Genomic DNA, 15,864 nt, shown 5'->3' with positions numbered 1-15,864 from the left:
TACACTCTCGATAAGCGGCCATTACTCAATCGTAAACAGTTTATCGAATCGAGAAATATCAAGAATACTGCGCACTTCTGGACGACAGTTAATAATGTGGATGGCGCGGACTGATTTCCCCAAAGACTTGCGCATGTTCAACAGCATTCCAAGCGCCGAACTGTCAAGGTACTCGGTTTCACGCAAATCGATGAACACTGTGGGTCTTTGATCGCCAACGTCACTATATGCTTGGCGAAACTCTTGCACCAAGTTGAAATCAAACTTCCCTTTTATCGCGATGATAAGCTCTTTCCCATCATTGGAAAACTGACGATGTAATGCCATAGCGGTTGATCCTAATTCAACAAATCGTTATCCGATGTCCTAACAAGGATACTGCCAATTGCGAGGTCAGATGACAAGCTTTTCCGCGTCTGATTCACACTTGTTAACAAAAAGCCGAGCAATATGCTCGGCTTTTGACCAACTTCGCAAAACCTTAGGGCTTTTGCTTGTATTTGTTATACAGCTGCAAGTGTCGATTGTTGAGATCAACCCGACCACCGTCGATAAACATAAGCTCTACCCCATGCTCGCGATGATCAAGAATATCGCCATCAGACACGATTAAGCTTGCATTCTTACCTACCTCAATTGAGCCCAGCTCAGCATCAACACCCATTAGCTGCGCTGGCTTCAAAGTGATGGCGGCAAGTGCAGCTTCTCGATCAAGGCCGTAAGCAACACTATTACCGGCACCAAAGGCAAGATTACGAACATCCCAATAACCTGGATAAGCCAGTGCAAAATCAACTCCTGCTTGGGCTAGCAGTGCAGGTGTACGATAGGCCTGATCATATGGCTCATCATCACGCGTCGGTAGGCCATACATCGCACCATAAATAACCGGGACTTGCTCGGTCGCGAGTAACTCCGTGACGCGCCAAGCGTCACGGCCACCAACGATGACCAAGTCAAAACCATACTCTTTACTAAATTCAACCGCTTGTTCGATCTGACGTTTGTCATCAGCGTGCACAAAGAGCTGAATGGTTCCAGTAAAGAGATCGCTCATGGCTTCCCAGCGCAAATCGGTACCATTGGTTTCGCCAGCTAATTTGGCATCATAGTACGCGCGTGCTTCGGTAAAGGCATCTTTCAACCGTTGGAGCGCTTCAGCATTGGCTTTACGCTGCTCCGCTGGCGAACGACGTTCCCACCAAGCGGTATTTAGACCTGCCCGTGGCCAGTTCACATGTAAGGCGACATTCAGTGACTCAGCCGAATCCTCGTAGGTCCAGCCATCGGTTTTCAGCAGGCTCGAGCGCCCCATGATTAATTCACCTTGCGGTACCACTTCAGCATGGGTTACACCGTTGTAACGCACCGTTGGAATAATCTCAGAGTCTGGATTATAGGCAATGTGTCCGCTTACCTCTGGGGTAATCGCTCCGACTTCATTTTGGTCATCACTGGCTCTCACTGCACCGATTTCGACCAAGCCGAGGGTGGTATCAAGCGCAATCAAACCCGGATAAACGTGCTTACCCGTGATATCGATAACCTGTGCTTGCGCCGGTACCTCAAGGTTAGTGCCAACTGCAACAATCTTACCGTCGTCAAACAAGACGTCGGCGTTCTCAAGGACGCCATTGGTAATGGTGTACACAGTCCCATTTTGCAGCAGAACAGGCTCAGTTTGTGGCCCCGCAGGCACCATATCATGCGCTGTCGCTGCTGTAGTGGTGGTGAATAATGTGGCGGCCAACACCGCTTTTACAAATGCTTTCATCAGTGTTGCCTCCCTTAATCGTGGCTATGAACGGTAAATGCATCCAACCATACGTCATGTTCGGTGTTACATTCCCACGTCGGTTGTGGTTTTTTATACCCACCGTTATCGCCTTGACGAGCGGCAGCTGGGCTTGCAAGAAGCTTTTGAATCAAAGCTTGTTTTTCTGCAGCAACTGCGTCACGCATGGCTAGGTCGGCGTCACGGTCAAAGAATTTACGAGCATTGATCCAAGTTGAATCAGGGCTTGCATACGCAGACAACGGATGGTCGTTCCAAATCACAAAATCGGCGTGTTTACCTTCGGTAATACTGCCCACGTACTCATCAACCTTCAATTGCTTCGCTGGATTTAAAGTCACCAATTGCAGTGCTTCATGTTCTGACATTCCACAGTAAGTCACTGACTTGGCTGCCTCAGTGTTCAGTCGACGCTGCAGATCGTTACTATCTGAATTGACGCTGGTTAAAACGCCTTTATCTTGCATTAAACAGGCATTTTGCGGAATCGCATCATACACTTCGAACTTGTAGGCCCACCAATCAGCAAAGGTTGAGCCGCCAGCTCCGTGCTTCGCCATTTCGCTAGCGACTTTATAGCCCTCAAGAATATGCGTGAAGGTGGTCAGGGTGAAGTCAAACTCCTCAGCCAGTCGAATCAACATTAAAATTTCTGACTGCACGTATGAGTGGGCGTGAACAAATCGCTCGCTATCCAAGATCTCCAACAAGGTATTTAAACGATAGTCCGGTCTTGGCGGTGCGGTTTGCTCTTTTTCGCGCCGACTCAATTTGTCGTACTCGCGCAAGCGCTGACGATATTCGAGCGCAGCTGTGAAGCCATCACGCATGATGGTCTCGACACCCATCCGCGTTTGCGGATAACGCACGGTATAATTACTGCCCCAGTTGCTCTGTTTAACATTTTCACCGAGGGCGAATTTAATACTCGGCGGCGCAGCGTCGAATTTAAGTTGCTCAGCAGTGCCACCCCAACGCAGCTTAATCACTTGCGCCTGACCACCGATTGGGTTGGCTGAACCGTGTAACAGCTGAGCCATAGTGGTACCACCGGCAAGTGAGCGATAAATATGAATGTCATCAGGGTTAACCACATCACCAATTCGCACTTCCGCAGTGATCGCCTCTGAGCCCTCATTCACTCCACGATCAATGGCGATATGCGAGTGTTCATCGATGATACCCGGAGTGACATGTTTCCCTTCTGCATCAATCACAGTGAAGCCGCGCGGAGTCCGCAAATCTGTGCCAATGCGCTCAAACTTACCGTCACGGATGAGAATATCCGCATTCTCCAACACGCCCTGCTCATCCGCAGTCCATACGGTTGCGTTTTTGATATGCAAATTCTGTCGTGGCGGCAGCCCATCAAGTCCAAACGCGACATTTGGGAAGGTCACCCGACTGGCATAATTTACGGAGGTTTCGGTTTTCTCAGGAGCTGACGCTGCATCTGCAACGCGCTCTGCTCGAAGTGGCAGTTCGCGTCCGCTTGGTGAGACCGCAATACCGCTATACCCCGTTGCTGAGGTTTGTCCCATCCGCACTCGCCAAGCGCCATTCATTCCGGCTAACTCCGCATCAAAGACAAATTGGACTTGCGCATCATCACGCTCAAGGTTACGCAGCGCAATCGTCTCACCCGCAAGGGTTAACTCACCACTCATGCGTTTACCGGCCTTAATAGTCAGTGGCAGAGTTTGATTTGCAAGCTCAACTGAGAAATCACCTGCAAGGACTGCCTGGCGTAAGGGCTTCATTTCGACCTGTTGCCCCTGCAACCAGACCGATTGAATTTCACCTTGCTGGAATAAATCGCCATCGGCGACGACGAAGTCAGCCATATAGCCTGGCGCCAATTTACCCGCTTTATCCGCAACGCCCGCAATTCGCGCCGGAATTGTTGTTAGGGCGGCTAACGCATCTTCCTGACTTAACCCATGGGCGACAGCCTTACGAAGATTTGGCCAGAAATCAGATTGCTTTTGCAGGTCACTTAAAGTGAAAGCAAAATCAATTCCTGCCTGAGCCATCACGGCTGCATTACTCGGTGCTCGCTCCCAATGGCGTAAATCTGCCAACGATACGTCGAGATGATCATTGACGCCATTAACTTCAGGTGCCGCAGGGAAGTTCAGTGGTAAAATCAAAGTAGAGTTAGTCGACTTAATCGCATCGACTCGCGCATATTCGAAGTTCGAGCCCACATAGGTAGCCGGAACATTGAAACGTGAAAGAACATCATGAGCGCGCAAGAGTGATTTGTCATCGCTGACTTTAAACACCAAGCCTTCGCGCTCAATCTCAATCAGCTCTTGTAGCGCAGCATTGTACTCAACTGGACCATTATGAGCTTGCTTACCAAATGCTTGTTCATACCAGTTCGCATCTGACAAAGTTTGCCGAACAAGAGCAATCGATCCCATCAAGCTCGATGGATATTGCTGCTCTGAACTGCCTTTATCAAACGAGCCAAAATGACGCCCGTACGGGTTGTAGATAATATTGTTGGGAATTTTATCTGCCAGTGACAGGGTCACAGCTTGGCCCTGGAAAATACCATCAAGGCGAGCACTTTGTACTGCGGTAAAGCCCTGCTCTACATAGGCTCGTGCCGCTTTAGCATCGGTTTTGACCGAATCAACCCAATCATATTGAGAGTGAATCGCATCATTACCCGCATTCCCCCCCTCACGTTTATTATTGTAAACCGGTGGTTGGCTGCGCCAACCGCCCCGTTGCCGCTCACCCGGTTCAGCAACGCCGTAGTTGCTATATGGGTCAATAAAGCCGGGATAAATGATATGCCCCGTGAGATCAAGTACGCGCGCCCCAGCGGGTGCTTGGTTGTTCCGATTAATCCGCTCTATTTTGCCGTTGCGGATCACCAAGGTAGCATTTTCGATGCGTTGCCCCGGCTCGGTCACAATAGTTGCGTTTTGTAATGCGAAGAATTGCGAACTATTGTCATGCAGCCCCTGGACTGTGGTGGTCTGGGACGCACCAACAGCGCCTGACATGGTCGCCAACAAAGCAGCTGCAATTCCACTCAAGTGGTATTTGCTAGACATTCACTTCCCCTTGTTCGTGTTATGGTATTGGCTTACAGTAAATGCCAACTGCGCCTCAGCGCAATCTAAATATGGACGAATAGCGTATTGAAGTCGTTAAAACGACAATTATTGAGGAGAGATTCATGATTTCACGCAAATTAGGTCTTATTAGTGCCGCACTCGCCGCCGTTACACTATCCGCAGTAACAACCGCTCAAACTGCCTTCGGTGATGCTGAAAAAGCCGTCGAATATCGCCAGAAAGCGTTCTCAATTATGCGCCAAAACTTCGCCTATTTAGGTGATATGGTCAAAGGTGATGTGGCGTGGGACCAGCAGCTATTCGCTGAGCGGGCCGCTGACTTCGCTAAACTCGCAACTATTCCATGGCCAGCATTCAATACCCAAGGTGCTCAGCCGGGAGCGGGTTCTGATGCGCTTCCAGAGATTTGGGATAACTGGGACGACTTCCAAGCGCGGGCAACTCAATTCCAAAGTGATGCAGCAGCGCTTGCAGAAGCAGCCGCTGGAGGCGACATGGGGGCATCCAAATCAGCCTTTATGGCCGCAGCAAAAAACTGTAAAGCTTGCCACGACCAATATAAAGACTAAGCGAAATACCACCAGCTAGCGGCAATACATACTGCCGCTAGCACCATCCCCCAAAGCCCAGAACGAATCCGCGGCGCTGTGATTTTTGCATCCGCTCTTTGCCATCCAGTCAGCATCGCTATCAGTAGATTCTTACCGCGTAAACGATACACCACAATCGCAATGATATGGACTGCGATAAGCACCAGCAAAACCTCGAACACAATTTCGTGTATTTCGCCGATCGCTTCGGCTAGATCGCCCTTGACCAAATGAGCTAGTGGACCACTAAACAAAATATCATCGCTATTAAAGAGTCCAGTAACAACTTGCGCTAGCAGCAACAACAGTAAAACGATGACTGACCAACCACCGAGAGGATTATGACCAACTGACGGCTTTGCTTCAGTGTCTTTAAGATAACCTATCACTGCCTTAGGGGAGCGGACGAACTGACTAAAGCGCGCGGTTTCACTGCCCCATAGCCCCCATAAAATGCGCGCGACAAGCAGCCCCACTAAAATATAACCAAGCTGGCCATGGCGCTCCATTTCATGGTTTTCTGCTGTCCACCAAAGTCCGGCAAACAAAAGTACGAGCAACCAGTGAAAAATACGAACAAACCCATCCCACACTTTAACTTTTTGCTGTGCCCCTGACATCGAGACTCTCCTATCGTGATGCTATCGCACTCACCCTTTCCTTTTGCTAAGATGTCTCGATATCGAGATTCATTCTTTTGGCTTAATCCTATTGTTCAATGGCGAGAAAGGTATGCGTGCTTTAATTGTCGATGATGATTTTATCTCAAAAGAAATTATGAAGAGTATGCTAGCGCAACTCAAAGTTGAGGTACACACTGCTGACTCGGCTGCTGAGGCTTTTCGCTTAGTGCAGGTGCACCGATATGATTACATTTTCCTCGATCAAGAATTACCCGATGCCATTGGAACCGAATTGAAAGAGGCGCTCGCACCTTATTGTGCAGAGCGCTGCAGCTTTGCAATGGTGAGCAGCACGGACGCGAGTGAACTTATTGAACGCTGTCAGCAAGTTGGCATCAGCCATTGTCTCACCAAACCCGTAAATCCGAAGCAACTAGCCGACCTGATGGGCATCACCGGCGGCATCGAGTAAATGCTGACTCTCTGCTAAAAACTGTTCAGCATAATCCCCAAAGAATTGATGTACTTGCTCGAACGCTTCGATAAAGTCTGAGCGTTCGCCGCGTTCAAGCTGGTCGAGCACTTCTGTAAAGGTTTCGAGATAGCGCTTAATCATCACGAAGTGTGATTTATTAGCAAGAATAATATCTGCATACAGCTCTGGGTTTTGCGCAAATAAGCGCCCAACCATCATCATTTCTAAACGATAGATCGGCGAACTCAAGGCAATAAGCTGTGCGATATCAACTTGCTCCTGAGCCAGATGACGTCCGTAAACGAAGGTTGATAAGTGCCGAAGCATTTGCACAAAAGCCATTGCCGCATCATGTTGCTTCGCGGAGACCTCTTGCAAATGTGCTCCCCAGCGCTGAAAAGCGTCGAGTAACCACTGATAGGCCGGTTGCTGACGACCATGACAGACCACTATAAGCTGTTTGGCTAAATGGTTCAGTTGTGGTCCAAACATCGGATGTAAACCCACCACCGGACCTTGATGCTGAGCGAGCATCTGTTGCAATGGCTGCTCTTTGATACTGGTTAAATCAGCGAGCACACAGGAGTCGGGAAGCTCAGGTAACTGCGTGATGAGCTCAGGGGTCTGCGCGATCGGCGTGGCAAAGAGAACGAGATCAAGTTGTTCAGCTTCACTGAGTTGAGCCCAGTCATCTTTCTCAATAATCATGACGCGTGCGCCAGCACCAGTGAACAGCCGATGAAACAGCGACCCAAGCGCGCCAGCACCGCCAATAATAGCGATCACTCGACCACTTAAGTGCTCATCACTGGCTTGTTGCTGCTGATAACTCTCGCGCATTGCACGACGAAGCACGTCTTCAATCAGTTGCTCAGAGAGCCCTTGAGCCCGAGCTTCTTGGCGTCGAGCTGCAATCAGTTGACGTTCCCGAGCGGGCACATAAAGGGGCTGTCCGAGCTTACGCTTCACCCGACCGATTTCAGCTGCGAGTTCTTGTCGCCGCTTTAAGGTTTTCAGTAATTGGTGATCCGTTGCATCAATCTCTGCACGCAGACGCGCTAACTCTTGTTCTTCCACCCGAGTCCCCTTTTTCTTAGCCTTTTTTATTGTGCCTTATTTTGGCCACAAAAAAACCCGCATAAAGCGGGTTTTTTGAGATTCTGATGTGCTCAGAATACTTAAGACAACTTCTCGCGAATACGTGCAGACTTACCTGAACGCTCACGCAAGTAGTACAGCTTAGCACGACGAACCGCACCTTTACGCTTAACTACGATGCTATCGATAAGCGGGCTGTGGACTTGGAAAGTACGCTCAACACCTTCACCGTTTGAAATCTTACGCACGGTAAATGCTGAGTGCAAACCACGGTTACGCTTCGCGATGACAACCCCTTCGAATGCCTGGATCCGCTCACGGTTGCCTTCTTTTACTTTAACATTAACGACCACTGTATCGCCCGGCGCATAATCCGGAAGGTCGCTTTTCATTTGCTCATCTTCGATCGCTTTGATCAAATTTTGATTTACTTTAGCCATACTTGCCTCACTTACCTAGATTAACTACCCGAGCTTTGTGCTTGCTGATACTCGTTTATATATTCATCGAGTAACTGCTGCTGCTCGTCAGTCAGAGCTAGATTATTTAACATATCTGGTCGGCGAAGCCAGGTTCTTCCGAGCGCTTGCTTCATCCGCCAACGTTTAATTTTTGCATGATTGCCGCTGAGTAAAACAGCCGGCACCACCTCACCATCAAGCACTTCTGGTCGTGTATAGTGCGGGCAATCAAGTAATCCGTTCGCAAAAGAGTCTTCTGCTGCAGATTCACTATGACCAAGCACCCCAGGTATTAACCGTGCAACCGCATCGAGTAATACCATGGCAGGGAGCTCTCCCCCACTCAGAACATAATCACCAATCGACCACTCTGCATCGACATGGGCATTAATCACCCGTTCATCGATACCTTCGTAACGACCGGCGAGGATAATCAAGTTTTCGCTTTGCGCAAGCTCCGCGACACCTTGCTGATCCAATTTACGCCCTTGCGGTGACATATATATCACCTTGGCCTGTGGTCCAAGCTGCTGCTTGGCCGCTGCAATCGCATCCGTCAATGGCTGCACCATCATCAGCATTCCCGGCCCACCTCCATATGGACGATCGTCCACTGTTCGGTGTTTGTCGTGAGTGAAGTCGCGAGGATTGATCGCATCAATCTCGATTAACCCGTCCCGCACCGCTCGACCGGTAACGCCCACTTCGGTGATAGCCTGCAACATTTCAGGGAACAACGTAATGACGTTGACCTTTAACTTTGCTGACATCAAAAATCCGCAGGCCAATCCACAACTATTTTCTTCTGGTCACGATCGACTTCATTCACATACTGACTCTGAATGAATGGAATCAATCGTTCCGACCGTCCAAACGCATCGTTATGGTTTGCTTTCACGACCATCACATCATTTGATGCGGTGGCCATTATCTGCTCGACGACACCCATGTTATAACCATCGGTATTTACCACAGCCATACCAATTAGGTCTCGCCAATAAAACTCATCTTCGGGTAACTCAGGTAATTGGGCGGCATCAATCACGATTTCCGCACCAGTTAAACTGTGTGCCGCGTCGCGATCATCTATTCCACTCAATTTCACAATCAGGCCTTTATTGTGTCGCCGCCATTCCGCGACCTCTACCTGTTGCGCTTGTTTCCCGTGAATAATTGCCCAAGGGCTATATTCAAAAATGGCTTCAGCATCATCGGTGTAACTTTGAACTTTAAGCCATCCTTTGACCCCGTAAACGGCGCCAAGGCGACCAACAACAACTTGTTGAGTGTTTTCGTTCATTGCTACCCGCAGCTACTGTGTTCGGCTTAAGCTGCGCGACGCGCGTCTTTCACCAATTTTGCAACACGCTCAGACAAGGTCGCACCATGACCAACCCAGTGGTCAATACGATCTAAGTCAACGCGCAATGTTTCTTCTTGACCACGCGCAAGCGGGTTGAAGAAACCAACATTTTCAATAAAACGACCGTCGCGAGCATTACGACTGTCGGTCACTACCATTTGGTAGAATGGGCGCTTTTTAGCGCCGTGACGTGCTAAACGAATGGTTACCATTACGTTCCTCGATACAGTTTTCTAATGTTAAATAAATGCGTACGCCTCCGACCTGGGTCGAAGAGCGCGCTAATTCTACCGATTTTTTCTTGCAATGCAAGTATTCTCTAGCGTTTCGGGAACATGCCCGGTGGTAGCTTACCGCCCATTCCGCCCATTCCTCTGAGCATTTTCGCCATGCCACCGCCTTTCATCTTTTTCATCATCTTCTGCATTTGCATGAATTGTTTCAGCAGGCGGTTTACATCTTGTACCTGAGTCCCTGAACCCGCTGCGATGCGGCGCTTGCGCGAGCCTTTAATTAAGTCTGGATACTGGCGTTCTTTGGGGGTCATGGAATTGATAATCGCTTCCATTCTAAGGGTCACCTTATCATCCATTTGATCTTTCACTTGAGCACTGACTTTGCCCATCCCCGGAAGCTTGTCCATCAAGCCCATCATGCCGCCCATACTGCGCATTTGAACCAGTTGTTCACGAAAGTCTTCTAATGAAAACTTTCCTTCTTTCATTACTTTTTGAGCAACTTTAGCGGCTTTTTCTTTATCAACTTTTTGTTCGAGTTCATCAATAAGCGAGAGGACATCGCCCATTCCTAGAATTCTAGATGCGACTCGCTCAGGATGAAATGGCTCAAGGGCACTGGTCTTTTCGCCTACCCCAAGGAATTTGATTGGCTTACCGGTAATATGACGAATTGACAGCGCAGCACCACCTCGCGCATCACCGTCTGTTTTAGTCAGGATCACACCCGTTAGTGGCAACGCCTCATTGAAAGCTTGAGCAGTATTTGCTGCATCTTGACCTGTCATCGAGTCAACCACAAACAAAGTCTCAATAGGCTTAATTGCACCATGCAGCGCTTTAATTTCTGCCATCATCTCGTCATCAATGGCGGTGCGTCCTGCCGTATCGACAATGACTACATCAATAAATTTCTTTTTCGCATGTTGAATCGCACCTTCAGCGATGGCCACTGGACTCTGATCTGTGCTGGAGGGGAAAAACTCTACATCGACTTCAGCCGCAAGCGTTTCTAACTGTTTAATCGCCGCAGGACGATATACGTCCGCGCTCACCACCAAAACTTTTTTCTTCTCGCGATCTTTTAAGTATTTCGCAAGTTTAGCGACGCTGGTGGTTTTACCCGCCCCTTGCAGACCTGCCATCAACAGCACTGCCGGAGGTTGAGTTGCGAGATTCAGTGGGACATTCCCTTCCCCCATGGCAGCTTCAAGTTGACGCTGAACGATTTTGAGAAACTCTTGTCCAGGGGTGAGGCTTTTATTGACCTCAGCACCAACGGCATCCGCTTTAACCGCTGCGACGAATTCGCGCACCACTGGTAAGGCGACATCAGCTTCAAGCAGGGCCATCCGAACTTCGCGCAGAGTATCTTTAATATTGTCTTCAGTTAGTCGACCACGCCCTGTAATTGACTTTAGCGACTGGGACAGTCGTTCACTTAAATTTTCGAACATAGGTTAGATCCATAATTCTTAGCATTACCCCAAGCAATGAGGCCGAGTATACCCGAATTCAAGTGATTATTCTTGCTTGGCGTTGCTTATTTACTTGGGTTTAGTGACAACTATGCATATACTTTAATGACCAGTCGATATGGAGCTAGGATGACAGCCGATGGCGACAGTGATTCCTTTTAGTCTGACAGTTTTTGCTTATCTTTTAGCTGCAGGTTTAATGTGGCGAGCATTAACGCACACCTCAAATCAAGTCAAAGGCAATGTAGCGCTTGCCGTCGTAGCTATCATTGGCAATATTTATCTGATCTGGCAACACTTAGCGCTCGATCATTTTGAACATATTACCATCACCACCAGTTTGAGTTCTGTTGCAGTCTTTTTGGCAGCACTCGTGGTTGTCGCTGCGAAGCGCAAAACCGGTTTATTGTTACGTCCAGTGATCATGGTTTTTGCTGCTGTCGCCGTCACCTTAATGGTTGCCAGCCCGACCGATTGGGGCGCCGCAATCGATGCGAGAGCAGCGCTTGTCGCACACGTTGTCATTTCGCTGCTAGCCTACGCGGTATTAATGCTTGCGACCTTATACGCAGTTCAGCTTTTGTACCTATCGCATCTACTCAAACATCACAAATCTGCAGCCGTCAGTCGCCATTTGCCGCCCTTATTAACCATCGAGCAATACTTCTTCCGCCTAGTCACGAGTGGCGCGGCACTGTTGGTCCTCGCGCTATTAACCGGTTTTTTGTTTCTCGAGGATATGTTCGCTCAGGGACAAGCACATAAAACCATCTTAAGTAGTGTTGCTGCAGTTATGTATATCGCGATAAGTCTTTTCCACGGCGTCGCTAGAGCGCGTGGTAAGGGGCTTGTTATCGCCTCTGTAATTGCCAGTGTTATTCTTACATTGGCCTATTTCGGCAGCCGCTTTGTAAAAGATATTTTGCTCGGTGCTTGACTTCATCCTCGAGCAGATTAAATTATGAAGTTCGATTGTAACCATAGGTAACCTTTTTGGACGACATATCCACCTCCGCCCTGCTGATAACGCTTGGCATCCTACTGATTTGTTCTGCATATTTCTCAGGTTCTGAAACGGGCATGATGTCGGTGAATCGATACCGACTGCGTCACCTTGCGCAAGAAAAGCATAGCGGTGCGAAACGCGTCCAATATTTGCTCGACCGCCCCGATCGGTTAATCGGCCTGATTTTAATCGGGAATAATCTGGTCAATATCGCGGCCTCTGCTGTGGCAACCATTATTTGTATTCGCTGGTTCGGAGATGCTGGTGTACTTGTCGCCACCTTCGCATTGACCTTTATCATGCTTATTTTCTCCGAAGTGACACCAAAAACAATCGCGGCGCTTTATCCCGAACGTATCGCTTTTCCAAGCTCGATGCTGCTAAAACCGATGCTGATGGTGTTATACCCTGTGGTGGCAGGTCTTAATTTTATTACCAACGGTTTCATGCGCTTACTCGGAGTGAATCCGAAAGCGAAGGTCGGCGCTGATGCACTCAGTTCAGAGGAACTTCGGACTGTGGTGAATGAAGCGGCAAATATGATTCCTAGCCGCCACCAAGAGATGCTGCTGAGTATTCTTGACTTAGAAAAAGTCACCGTAGAAGACGTTATGATCCCACGCTCGGATATCTCTGGTATTGATGTTCAAGCTGACGTCCGCTCTATTATCCGTCAGCTTTCACAAGCTCAGTTCACGCGAATTTTACTGTATCGAAATGATGTGGATGATGCGATTGGCTTTTTGCATGCACGCGACATCATGCAAATGGTTGCAAAGAACCAGCAAGATATCGACAAAGCCGAGATCGTCCGCGCCGCGCGCGAAATATACTATATCCCAGAAGGGACTCCGTTGAACGTACAGCTATTAAAATTTCAGCGCAACAAAGAACGTATTGGGCTCGTGGTTGATGAATATGGCGACATTCAAGGCTTAGTCACACTTGAAGATATTCTCGAAGAAATTGTCGGTGACTTCACCACTAATATCGCTCCACAAACCAGTGAAAGCATCCAAATTCAAGCCGATGGTAGTGTCATCGTTGAAGGGATCGCTAATTTACGCGAATTGAACAAAGAGCTGAATTGGAGTTTACCGACTGACGGCCCTAAAACTGTGAGTGGCCTGATTATTGAGGCCTTGGGTGATATCCCAGATACCCCACTGTGCCTGCGTATAAGCGGTTACGCAATGGAGATCATTGAAGTTGCGGATAACCTCATCAAAACCGTTCGTTTTGTTCCAGCACCGAAAAAGCGCAAAAACAAGTCGCGCTAAATTAACCAAACAATAAGCGCGACAGCCAGCCACGCTGGAGTTCTTCTTCACAGCTGCGCAATTGACTACCATAGCGACTGGCGCGCTCCTTCACTCGCCCCGCAGTGGTCATTAGCCACTGCTTGTCACGATAGGTTTGACGCCGATAACCGCCCCAACCTTCATGGTAATTTAAGTACTGGGCATAAGCATCCCACTTTGACACACCGTTAACTTGATGGGTTTTGCTTATGAACCAGCCCATAAAATCAATCGCATCTTCAAAATCATCGCGCGATGCCCATGAGTTTCCGGTCTCACGTTGATAATCTTCCCAGGTCAGTGTCTTTGCTTGGGAGTAGCCATAAGCCGAGCTAACACGGCCCCAAGGAATCACCCAAAGAATGTAGTCCTTAGGTGGCTTGGCGTCATGTTTAAAGGAGCTTTCTTGGTACATTATCGCCATCGGCACTTGAATCGGCACGCCCCATTTTTCCCGCATATCAGCCGCAGCGTCGTACCAATCATCTTTCTCTCGGAAGATTTCACAAAGGTTTTCAGGCTCTCGCGGCGGCGCCGTGGCGCAACCGGCTAAGCTCAGTAGGATTACACCTGTTAAACTTGCAGTAAGCCCTCTCACCTTCAACGTTTTATTCTCCCTCATAGCGCGCAGAGGTGGCTGCGTGCGCAAAATAAGTTTCTAAAAATTGGTCAAATGATTGCCCCGCGTCCTGCTCTTCAGCAGCCTTCTGCGCAGCAAGAGACTGCTCAGCCCAACGTTCAAATTGTTGTTCTGAGTAATACTGCATTGGGCTTTGCATTTCTTTGCGATAGTGTTTTGCGAGACGCATCCCAAGCTCGCTGTTATCAAGGTTCTGTGCCTTCATAATGGCCAGCATTTGGCCAGACAGGGTCAGCTCAGGGTTCAATACAGCCTTATATTGCTCAGTCACCGTATCTTCGTAACTACGGCAACTATGCGCTTGGTCGATGCGTTGTGCAACGCTGTAAAAGTCACTAAATAAGTCTTCAAGCCAGTCTGCTATCGGCCGTTCATGGCCTTTATCAATCAGTGTTAAGCGAGGATTCCGGCCATCGAGTACAACGCGATTAAAATTATCGTCACAAGCCTTTTGTTCAGCGGCATCAAGGGGGGCACTTGGCGACAATAAACAGGCCAGTAATAAGGTGTCGAGCATACGCATTTGGTCAGCTGTTATGCCCACTGCACTAAATGGATTCACATCTAAAGCGCGCACCTCAATATATTGCACTCCCCCGCGTTCGAGCGCTTGGGTTGGCGTCTCACCAGAACGAGCAACACGTTTCGGCCGAATCGAAGCATAAAATTCATTTTCGATTTGCAGAATATTGTCATTTAACTGGCGATATTCGCCTGCAACTTTGACCCCAAGCTTGGCAAACTCTGCAGAGGGTTGAGAAATCGCTCGGCGCAATCCTGAAACATACTCATCAAGGGAGTTATAGCTGATTCCTAAACTTGCTTGCTCCTTGCTGGTATACCCCAAATCGCTCATTCTCAGGGCCGTTCCAAAGGGCCGATAGATGGTACCTTTGCCCATTTGTTCAAACTCAAGCTCTGCTGCTCGGTCAGGGCGTAAAAACGATTTACAAATAGCGGGAGATGCGCCAAATAAATAAGGAATGACCCAACTGATACGTTTGTAATTGCGGATCAAATCAAAGTAGCGTTTTGAAATGTAGTTTTGGGTTAATTTGACCCCATCCGCATCAGCTAAGACCTGCCACATTTCATCTGCTAATGAGAAATTATAATGAACTCCGGCAATGATTTGCATCTCCGCACCGTAGCGCCAAGTCAGACCGGTGCGATATAAGCTCTTCATCCGCCCAACATGAGATGCACCATAGTTTGCAATTGGGATATGTTCAGGCGATGCAATAAAGCATGGCATACTCATCGGCCACAAATATTCCTCCCCAATATGGGCATAAGTAAATTTATGGATATCGCTCAACTGCATCATAGTGGTATCGATATCACGCGCTACGGGCGTAATAAACTCGAGTAATGACTCGGAGTAATCAGTCGTGATGTAGTCATGTTTAAGCGCTGAACCAAGTGCCGGTGGATGGGGTGTAAGAGCTAACTTCCCGGTTCCATCGATACGTAAACATTCACGCTCTACACCACGTTGAAACTGGCGTAATCCAACTTGTGCTAATTTGCTCTCAAGATGCACAAGCAACTGCTGAAAAGATTTTTGCACAGGGTCTCCTCATTCAGCTCAGGGAGCTGTTCGAATTATCCTACAAGCTTAATAGGTAATCGCACTAGAGTCTATGCTAACCACCGTCAACTGGGCTTGAATATCAACACAACAGACTTGGCGCAACGGCCAC

General features: G+C 48.6%; 16 protein-coding genes. 4 read left to right on the top strand and 12 right to left on the bottom strand.

What is annotated here, in order from left to right:
• Positions 1-21 precede the first annotated feature (21 nt).
• The 3 genes from CWI83_RS00585 to CWI83_RS00575 form a co-directional block, all read right to left on the bottom strand.
• The gene (locus CWI83_RS00585) at positions 22-327 is read right to left on the bottom strand and encodes an STAS domain-containing protein (protein ID WP_126824312.1); all 306 of its coding nucleotides are present in this window, start codon (positions 325-327) and stop codon (positions 22-24) included.
• Positions 328-481: 154 nt separating this feature from the next.
• Positions 482-1,774, bottom strand: a complete 1,293-nt coding sequence (locus tag CWI83_RS00580) for an amidohydrolase family protein (protein ID WP_126824309.1) — start codon at positions 1,772-1,774, stop codon at positions 482-484.
• A gap of 14 nt (positions 1,775-1,788) precedes the next feature.
• Complete coding sequence (locus CWI83_RS00575; RefSeq protein ID WP_126824306.1) at positions 1,789-4,866, bottom strand: amidohydrolase family protein; 3,078 nt, start codon at positions 4,864-4,866, stop codon at positions 1,789-1,791.
• 125 nt (positions 4,867-4,991) lie between these two features.
• Here CWI83_RS00575 and CWI83_RS00570 point away from each other — a divergent pair, with 125 nt between their 5' ends.
• Positions 4,992-5,459: a c-type cytochrome gene (locus CWI83_RS00570; RefSeq protein ID WP_126824303.1), complete on the top strand. Its 468-nt coding sequence runs from the start codon at positions 4,992-4,994 to the stop codon at positions 5,457-5,459.
• On the opposite strand, the gene CWI83_RS00565 is transcribed toward CWI83_RS00570, so the two are convergent.
• Positions 5,456-6,100: a cytochrome b/b6 domain-containing protein gene (locus CWI83_RS00565; RefSeq protein WP_126824300.1), complete on the bottom strand. Its 645-nt coding sequence runs from the start codon at positions 6,098-6,100 to the stop codon at positions 5,456-5,458. The genes CWI83_RS00570 and CWI83_RS00565 overlap by 4 nt on opposite strands.
• Before the next feature lie 112 nt (positions 6,101-6,212).
• Between CWI83_RS00565 and CWI83_RS00560 the strand changes: the two genes are divergently transcribed.
• Complete coding sequence (locus CWI83_RS00560; protein ID WP_126824297.1) at positions 6,213-6,575, top strand: response regulator; 363 nt, start codon at positions 6,213-6,215, stop codon at positions 6,573-6,575.
• On the opposite strand, the gene tyrA is transcribed toward CWI83_RS00560, so the two are convergent.
• From tyrA to ffh, 6 genes are all read right to left on the bottom strand, one after another.
• Positions 6,537-7,655 carry a bifunctional chorismate mutase/prephenate dehydrogenase gene (gene tyrA / locus CWI83_RS00555; RefSeq protein WP_126824294.1) on the bottom strand — a complete coding sequence of 373 codons (1,119 nt, stop codon included), beginning with the start codon at positions 7,653-7,655 and terminating at the stop codon, positions 6,537-6,539. The two genes, CWI83_RS00560 and tyrA, sit on opposite strands and share 39 nt — an antisense overlap.
• Positions 7,656-7,756: 101 nt before the next feature.
• A complete protein-coding gene (rplS, locus tag CWI83_RS00550; RefSeq protein WP_126824291.1) occupies positions 7,757-8,116 on the bottom strand; it encodes a 50S ribosomal protein L19 in 360 nt (119 codons plus the stop codon).
• Between the two features lie 20 nt (positions 8,117-8,136).
• Complete coding sequence (trmD, locus tag CWI83_RS00545) at positions 8,137-8,907, bottom strand: tRNA (guanosine(37)-N1)-methyltransferase TrmD (RefSeq protein ID WP_126824288.1); 771 nt, start codon at positions 8,905-8,907, stop codon at positions 8,137-8,139.
• On the bottom strand, positions 8,907-9,437 hold the full coding sequence (gene rimM / locus CWI83_RS00540) for a ribosome maturation factor RimM (protein ID WP_126824285.1): 531 nt from the start codon (positions 9,435-9,437) through the stop codon (positions 8,907-8,909). Before rimM ends, trmD begins: the two co-directional genes overlap by 1 nt.
• Before the next feature lie 26 nt (positions 9,438-9,463).
• A complete protein-coding gene (gene rpsP / locus CWI83_RS00535; RefSeq protein WP_126824282.1) occupies positions 9,464-9,712 on the bottom strand; it encodes a 30S ribosomal protein S16 in 249 nt (82 codons plus the stop codon).
• 107 nt (positions 9,713-9,819) lie between these two features.
• A complete protein-coding gene (ffh, locus tag CWI83_RS00530; RefSeq protein ID WP_126824279.1) occupies positions 9,820-11,193 on the bottom strand; it encodes a signal recognition particle protein in 1,374 nt (457 codons plus the stop codon).
• Between the two features lie 160 nt (positions 11,194-11,353).
• Between ffh and CWI83_RS00525 the strand changes: the two genes are divergently transcribed.
• Together CWI83_RS00525 and CWI83_RS00520 are read left to right on the top strand one after the other, a co-directional pair.
• Entirely contained in the window at positions 11,354-12,151 is a 798-nt protein-coding gene (locus CWI83_RS00525) for a cytochrome C assembly family protein (protein WP_126824276.1), read from the top strand.
• Between the two features lie 56 nt (positions 12,152-12,207).
• Positions 12,208-13,500: an HlyC/CorC family transporter gene (locus tag CWI83_RS00520; protein WP_126824273.1), complete on the top strand. Its 1,293-nt coding sequence runs from the start codon at positions 12,208-12,210 to the stop codon at positions 13,498-13,500.
• 1 nt (position 13,501) lies between these two features.
• Here the strand turns inward: CWI83_RS00520 and CWI83_RS00515 are convergent, their stop codons facing one another.
• Together CWI83_RS00515 and gshA are read right to left on the bottom strand one after the other, a co-directional pair.
• Positions 13,502-14,143: a transglycosylase SLT domain-containing protein gene (locus CWI83_RS00515; RefSeq protein WP_126824270.1), complete on the bottom strand. Its 642-nt coding sequence runs from the start codon at positions 14,141-14,143 to the stop codon at positions 13,502-13,504.
• On the bottom strand, positions 14,130-15,731 hold the full coding sequence (gshA, locus tag CWI83_RS00510; protein ID WP_126824267.1) for a glutamate--cysteine ligase: 1,602 nt from the start codon (positions 15,729-15,731) through the stop codon (positions 14,130-14,132). The genes CWI83_RS00515 and gshA overlap by 14 nt, the downstream gene beginning before the upstream one ends.
• Positions 15,732-15,864 lie beyond the last annotated feature (133 nt).

This window comes from Pseudidiomarina taiwanensis (assembly GCF_003987435.1).
Taxonomy (GTDB): Bacteria; Pseudomonadota; Gammaproteobacteria; order Enterobacterales; family Alteromonadaceae; genus Pseudidiomarina; species Pseudidiomarina taiwanensis.
The sequence above is the reverse complement of the archived record's forward strand: the minus strand, read 5'-3'. Positions and strand labels throughout refer to the sequence as shown.

Excerpts from the sequence above, each read along its gene's own strand:
- CWI83_RS00585 (WP_126824312.1), bottom strand. The coding sequence starts at position 327 with ATGGCATTACATCGTCAGTTTTCCAATGATGGGAAAGAGCTTATCATC.
- CWI83_RS00580 (WP_126824309.1), bottom strand. The coding sequence starts at position 1,774 with ATGAAAGCATTTGTAAAAGCGGTGTTGGCCGCCACATTATTCACCACC.
- CWI83_RS00575 (WP_126824306.1), bottom strand. The coding sequence starts at position 4,866 with ATGTCTAGCAAATACCACTTGAGTGGAATTGCAGCTGCTTTGTTGGCG.
- CWI83_RS00570 (WP_126824303.1), top strand. The coding sequence starts at position 4,992 with ATGATTTCACGCAAATTAGGTCTTATTAGTGCCGCACTCGCCGCCGTT.
- CWI83_RS00565 (WP_126824300.1), bottom strand. The coding sequence starts at position 6,100 with ATGTCAGGGGCACAGCAAAAAGTTAAAGTGTGGGATGGGTTTGTTCGT.
- CWI83_RS00560 (WP_126824297.1), top strand. The coding sequence starts at position 6,213 with ATGCGTGCTTTAATTGTCGATGATGATTTTATCTCAAAAGAAATTATG.
- rplS (WP_126824291.1), bottom strand. The coding sequence starts at position 8,116 with ATGGCTAAAGTAAATCAAAATTTGATCAAAGCGATCGAAGATGAGCAA.
- trmD (WP_126824288.1), bottom strand. The coding sequence starts at position 8,907 with ATGTCAGCAAAGTTAAAGGTCAACGTCATTACGTTGTTCCCTGAAATG.
- rimM (WP_126824285.1), bottom strand. The coding sequence starts at position 9,437 with ATGAACGAAAACACTCAACAAGTTGTTGTTGGTCGCCTTGGCGCCGTT.
- rpsP (WP_126824282.1), bottom strand. The coding sequence starts at position 9,712 with ATGGTAACCATTCGTTTAGCACGTCACGGCGCTAAAAAGCGCCCATTC.
- ffh (WP_126824279.1), bottom strand. The coding sequence starts at position 11,193 with ATGTTCGAAAATTTAAGTGAACGACTGTCCCAGTCGCTAAAGTCAATT.
- CWI83_RS00525 (WP_126824276.1), top strand. The coding sequence starts at position 11,354 with ATGGCGACAGTGATTCCTTTTAGTCTGACAGTTTTTGCTTATCTTTTA.
- CWI83_RS00515 (WP_126824270.1), bottom strand. The coding sequence starts at position 14,143 with ATGAGGGAGAATAAAACGTTGAAGGTGAGAGGGCTTACTGCAAGTTTA.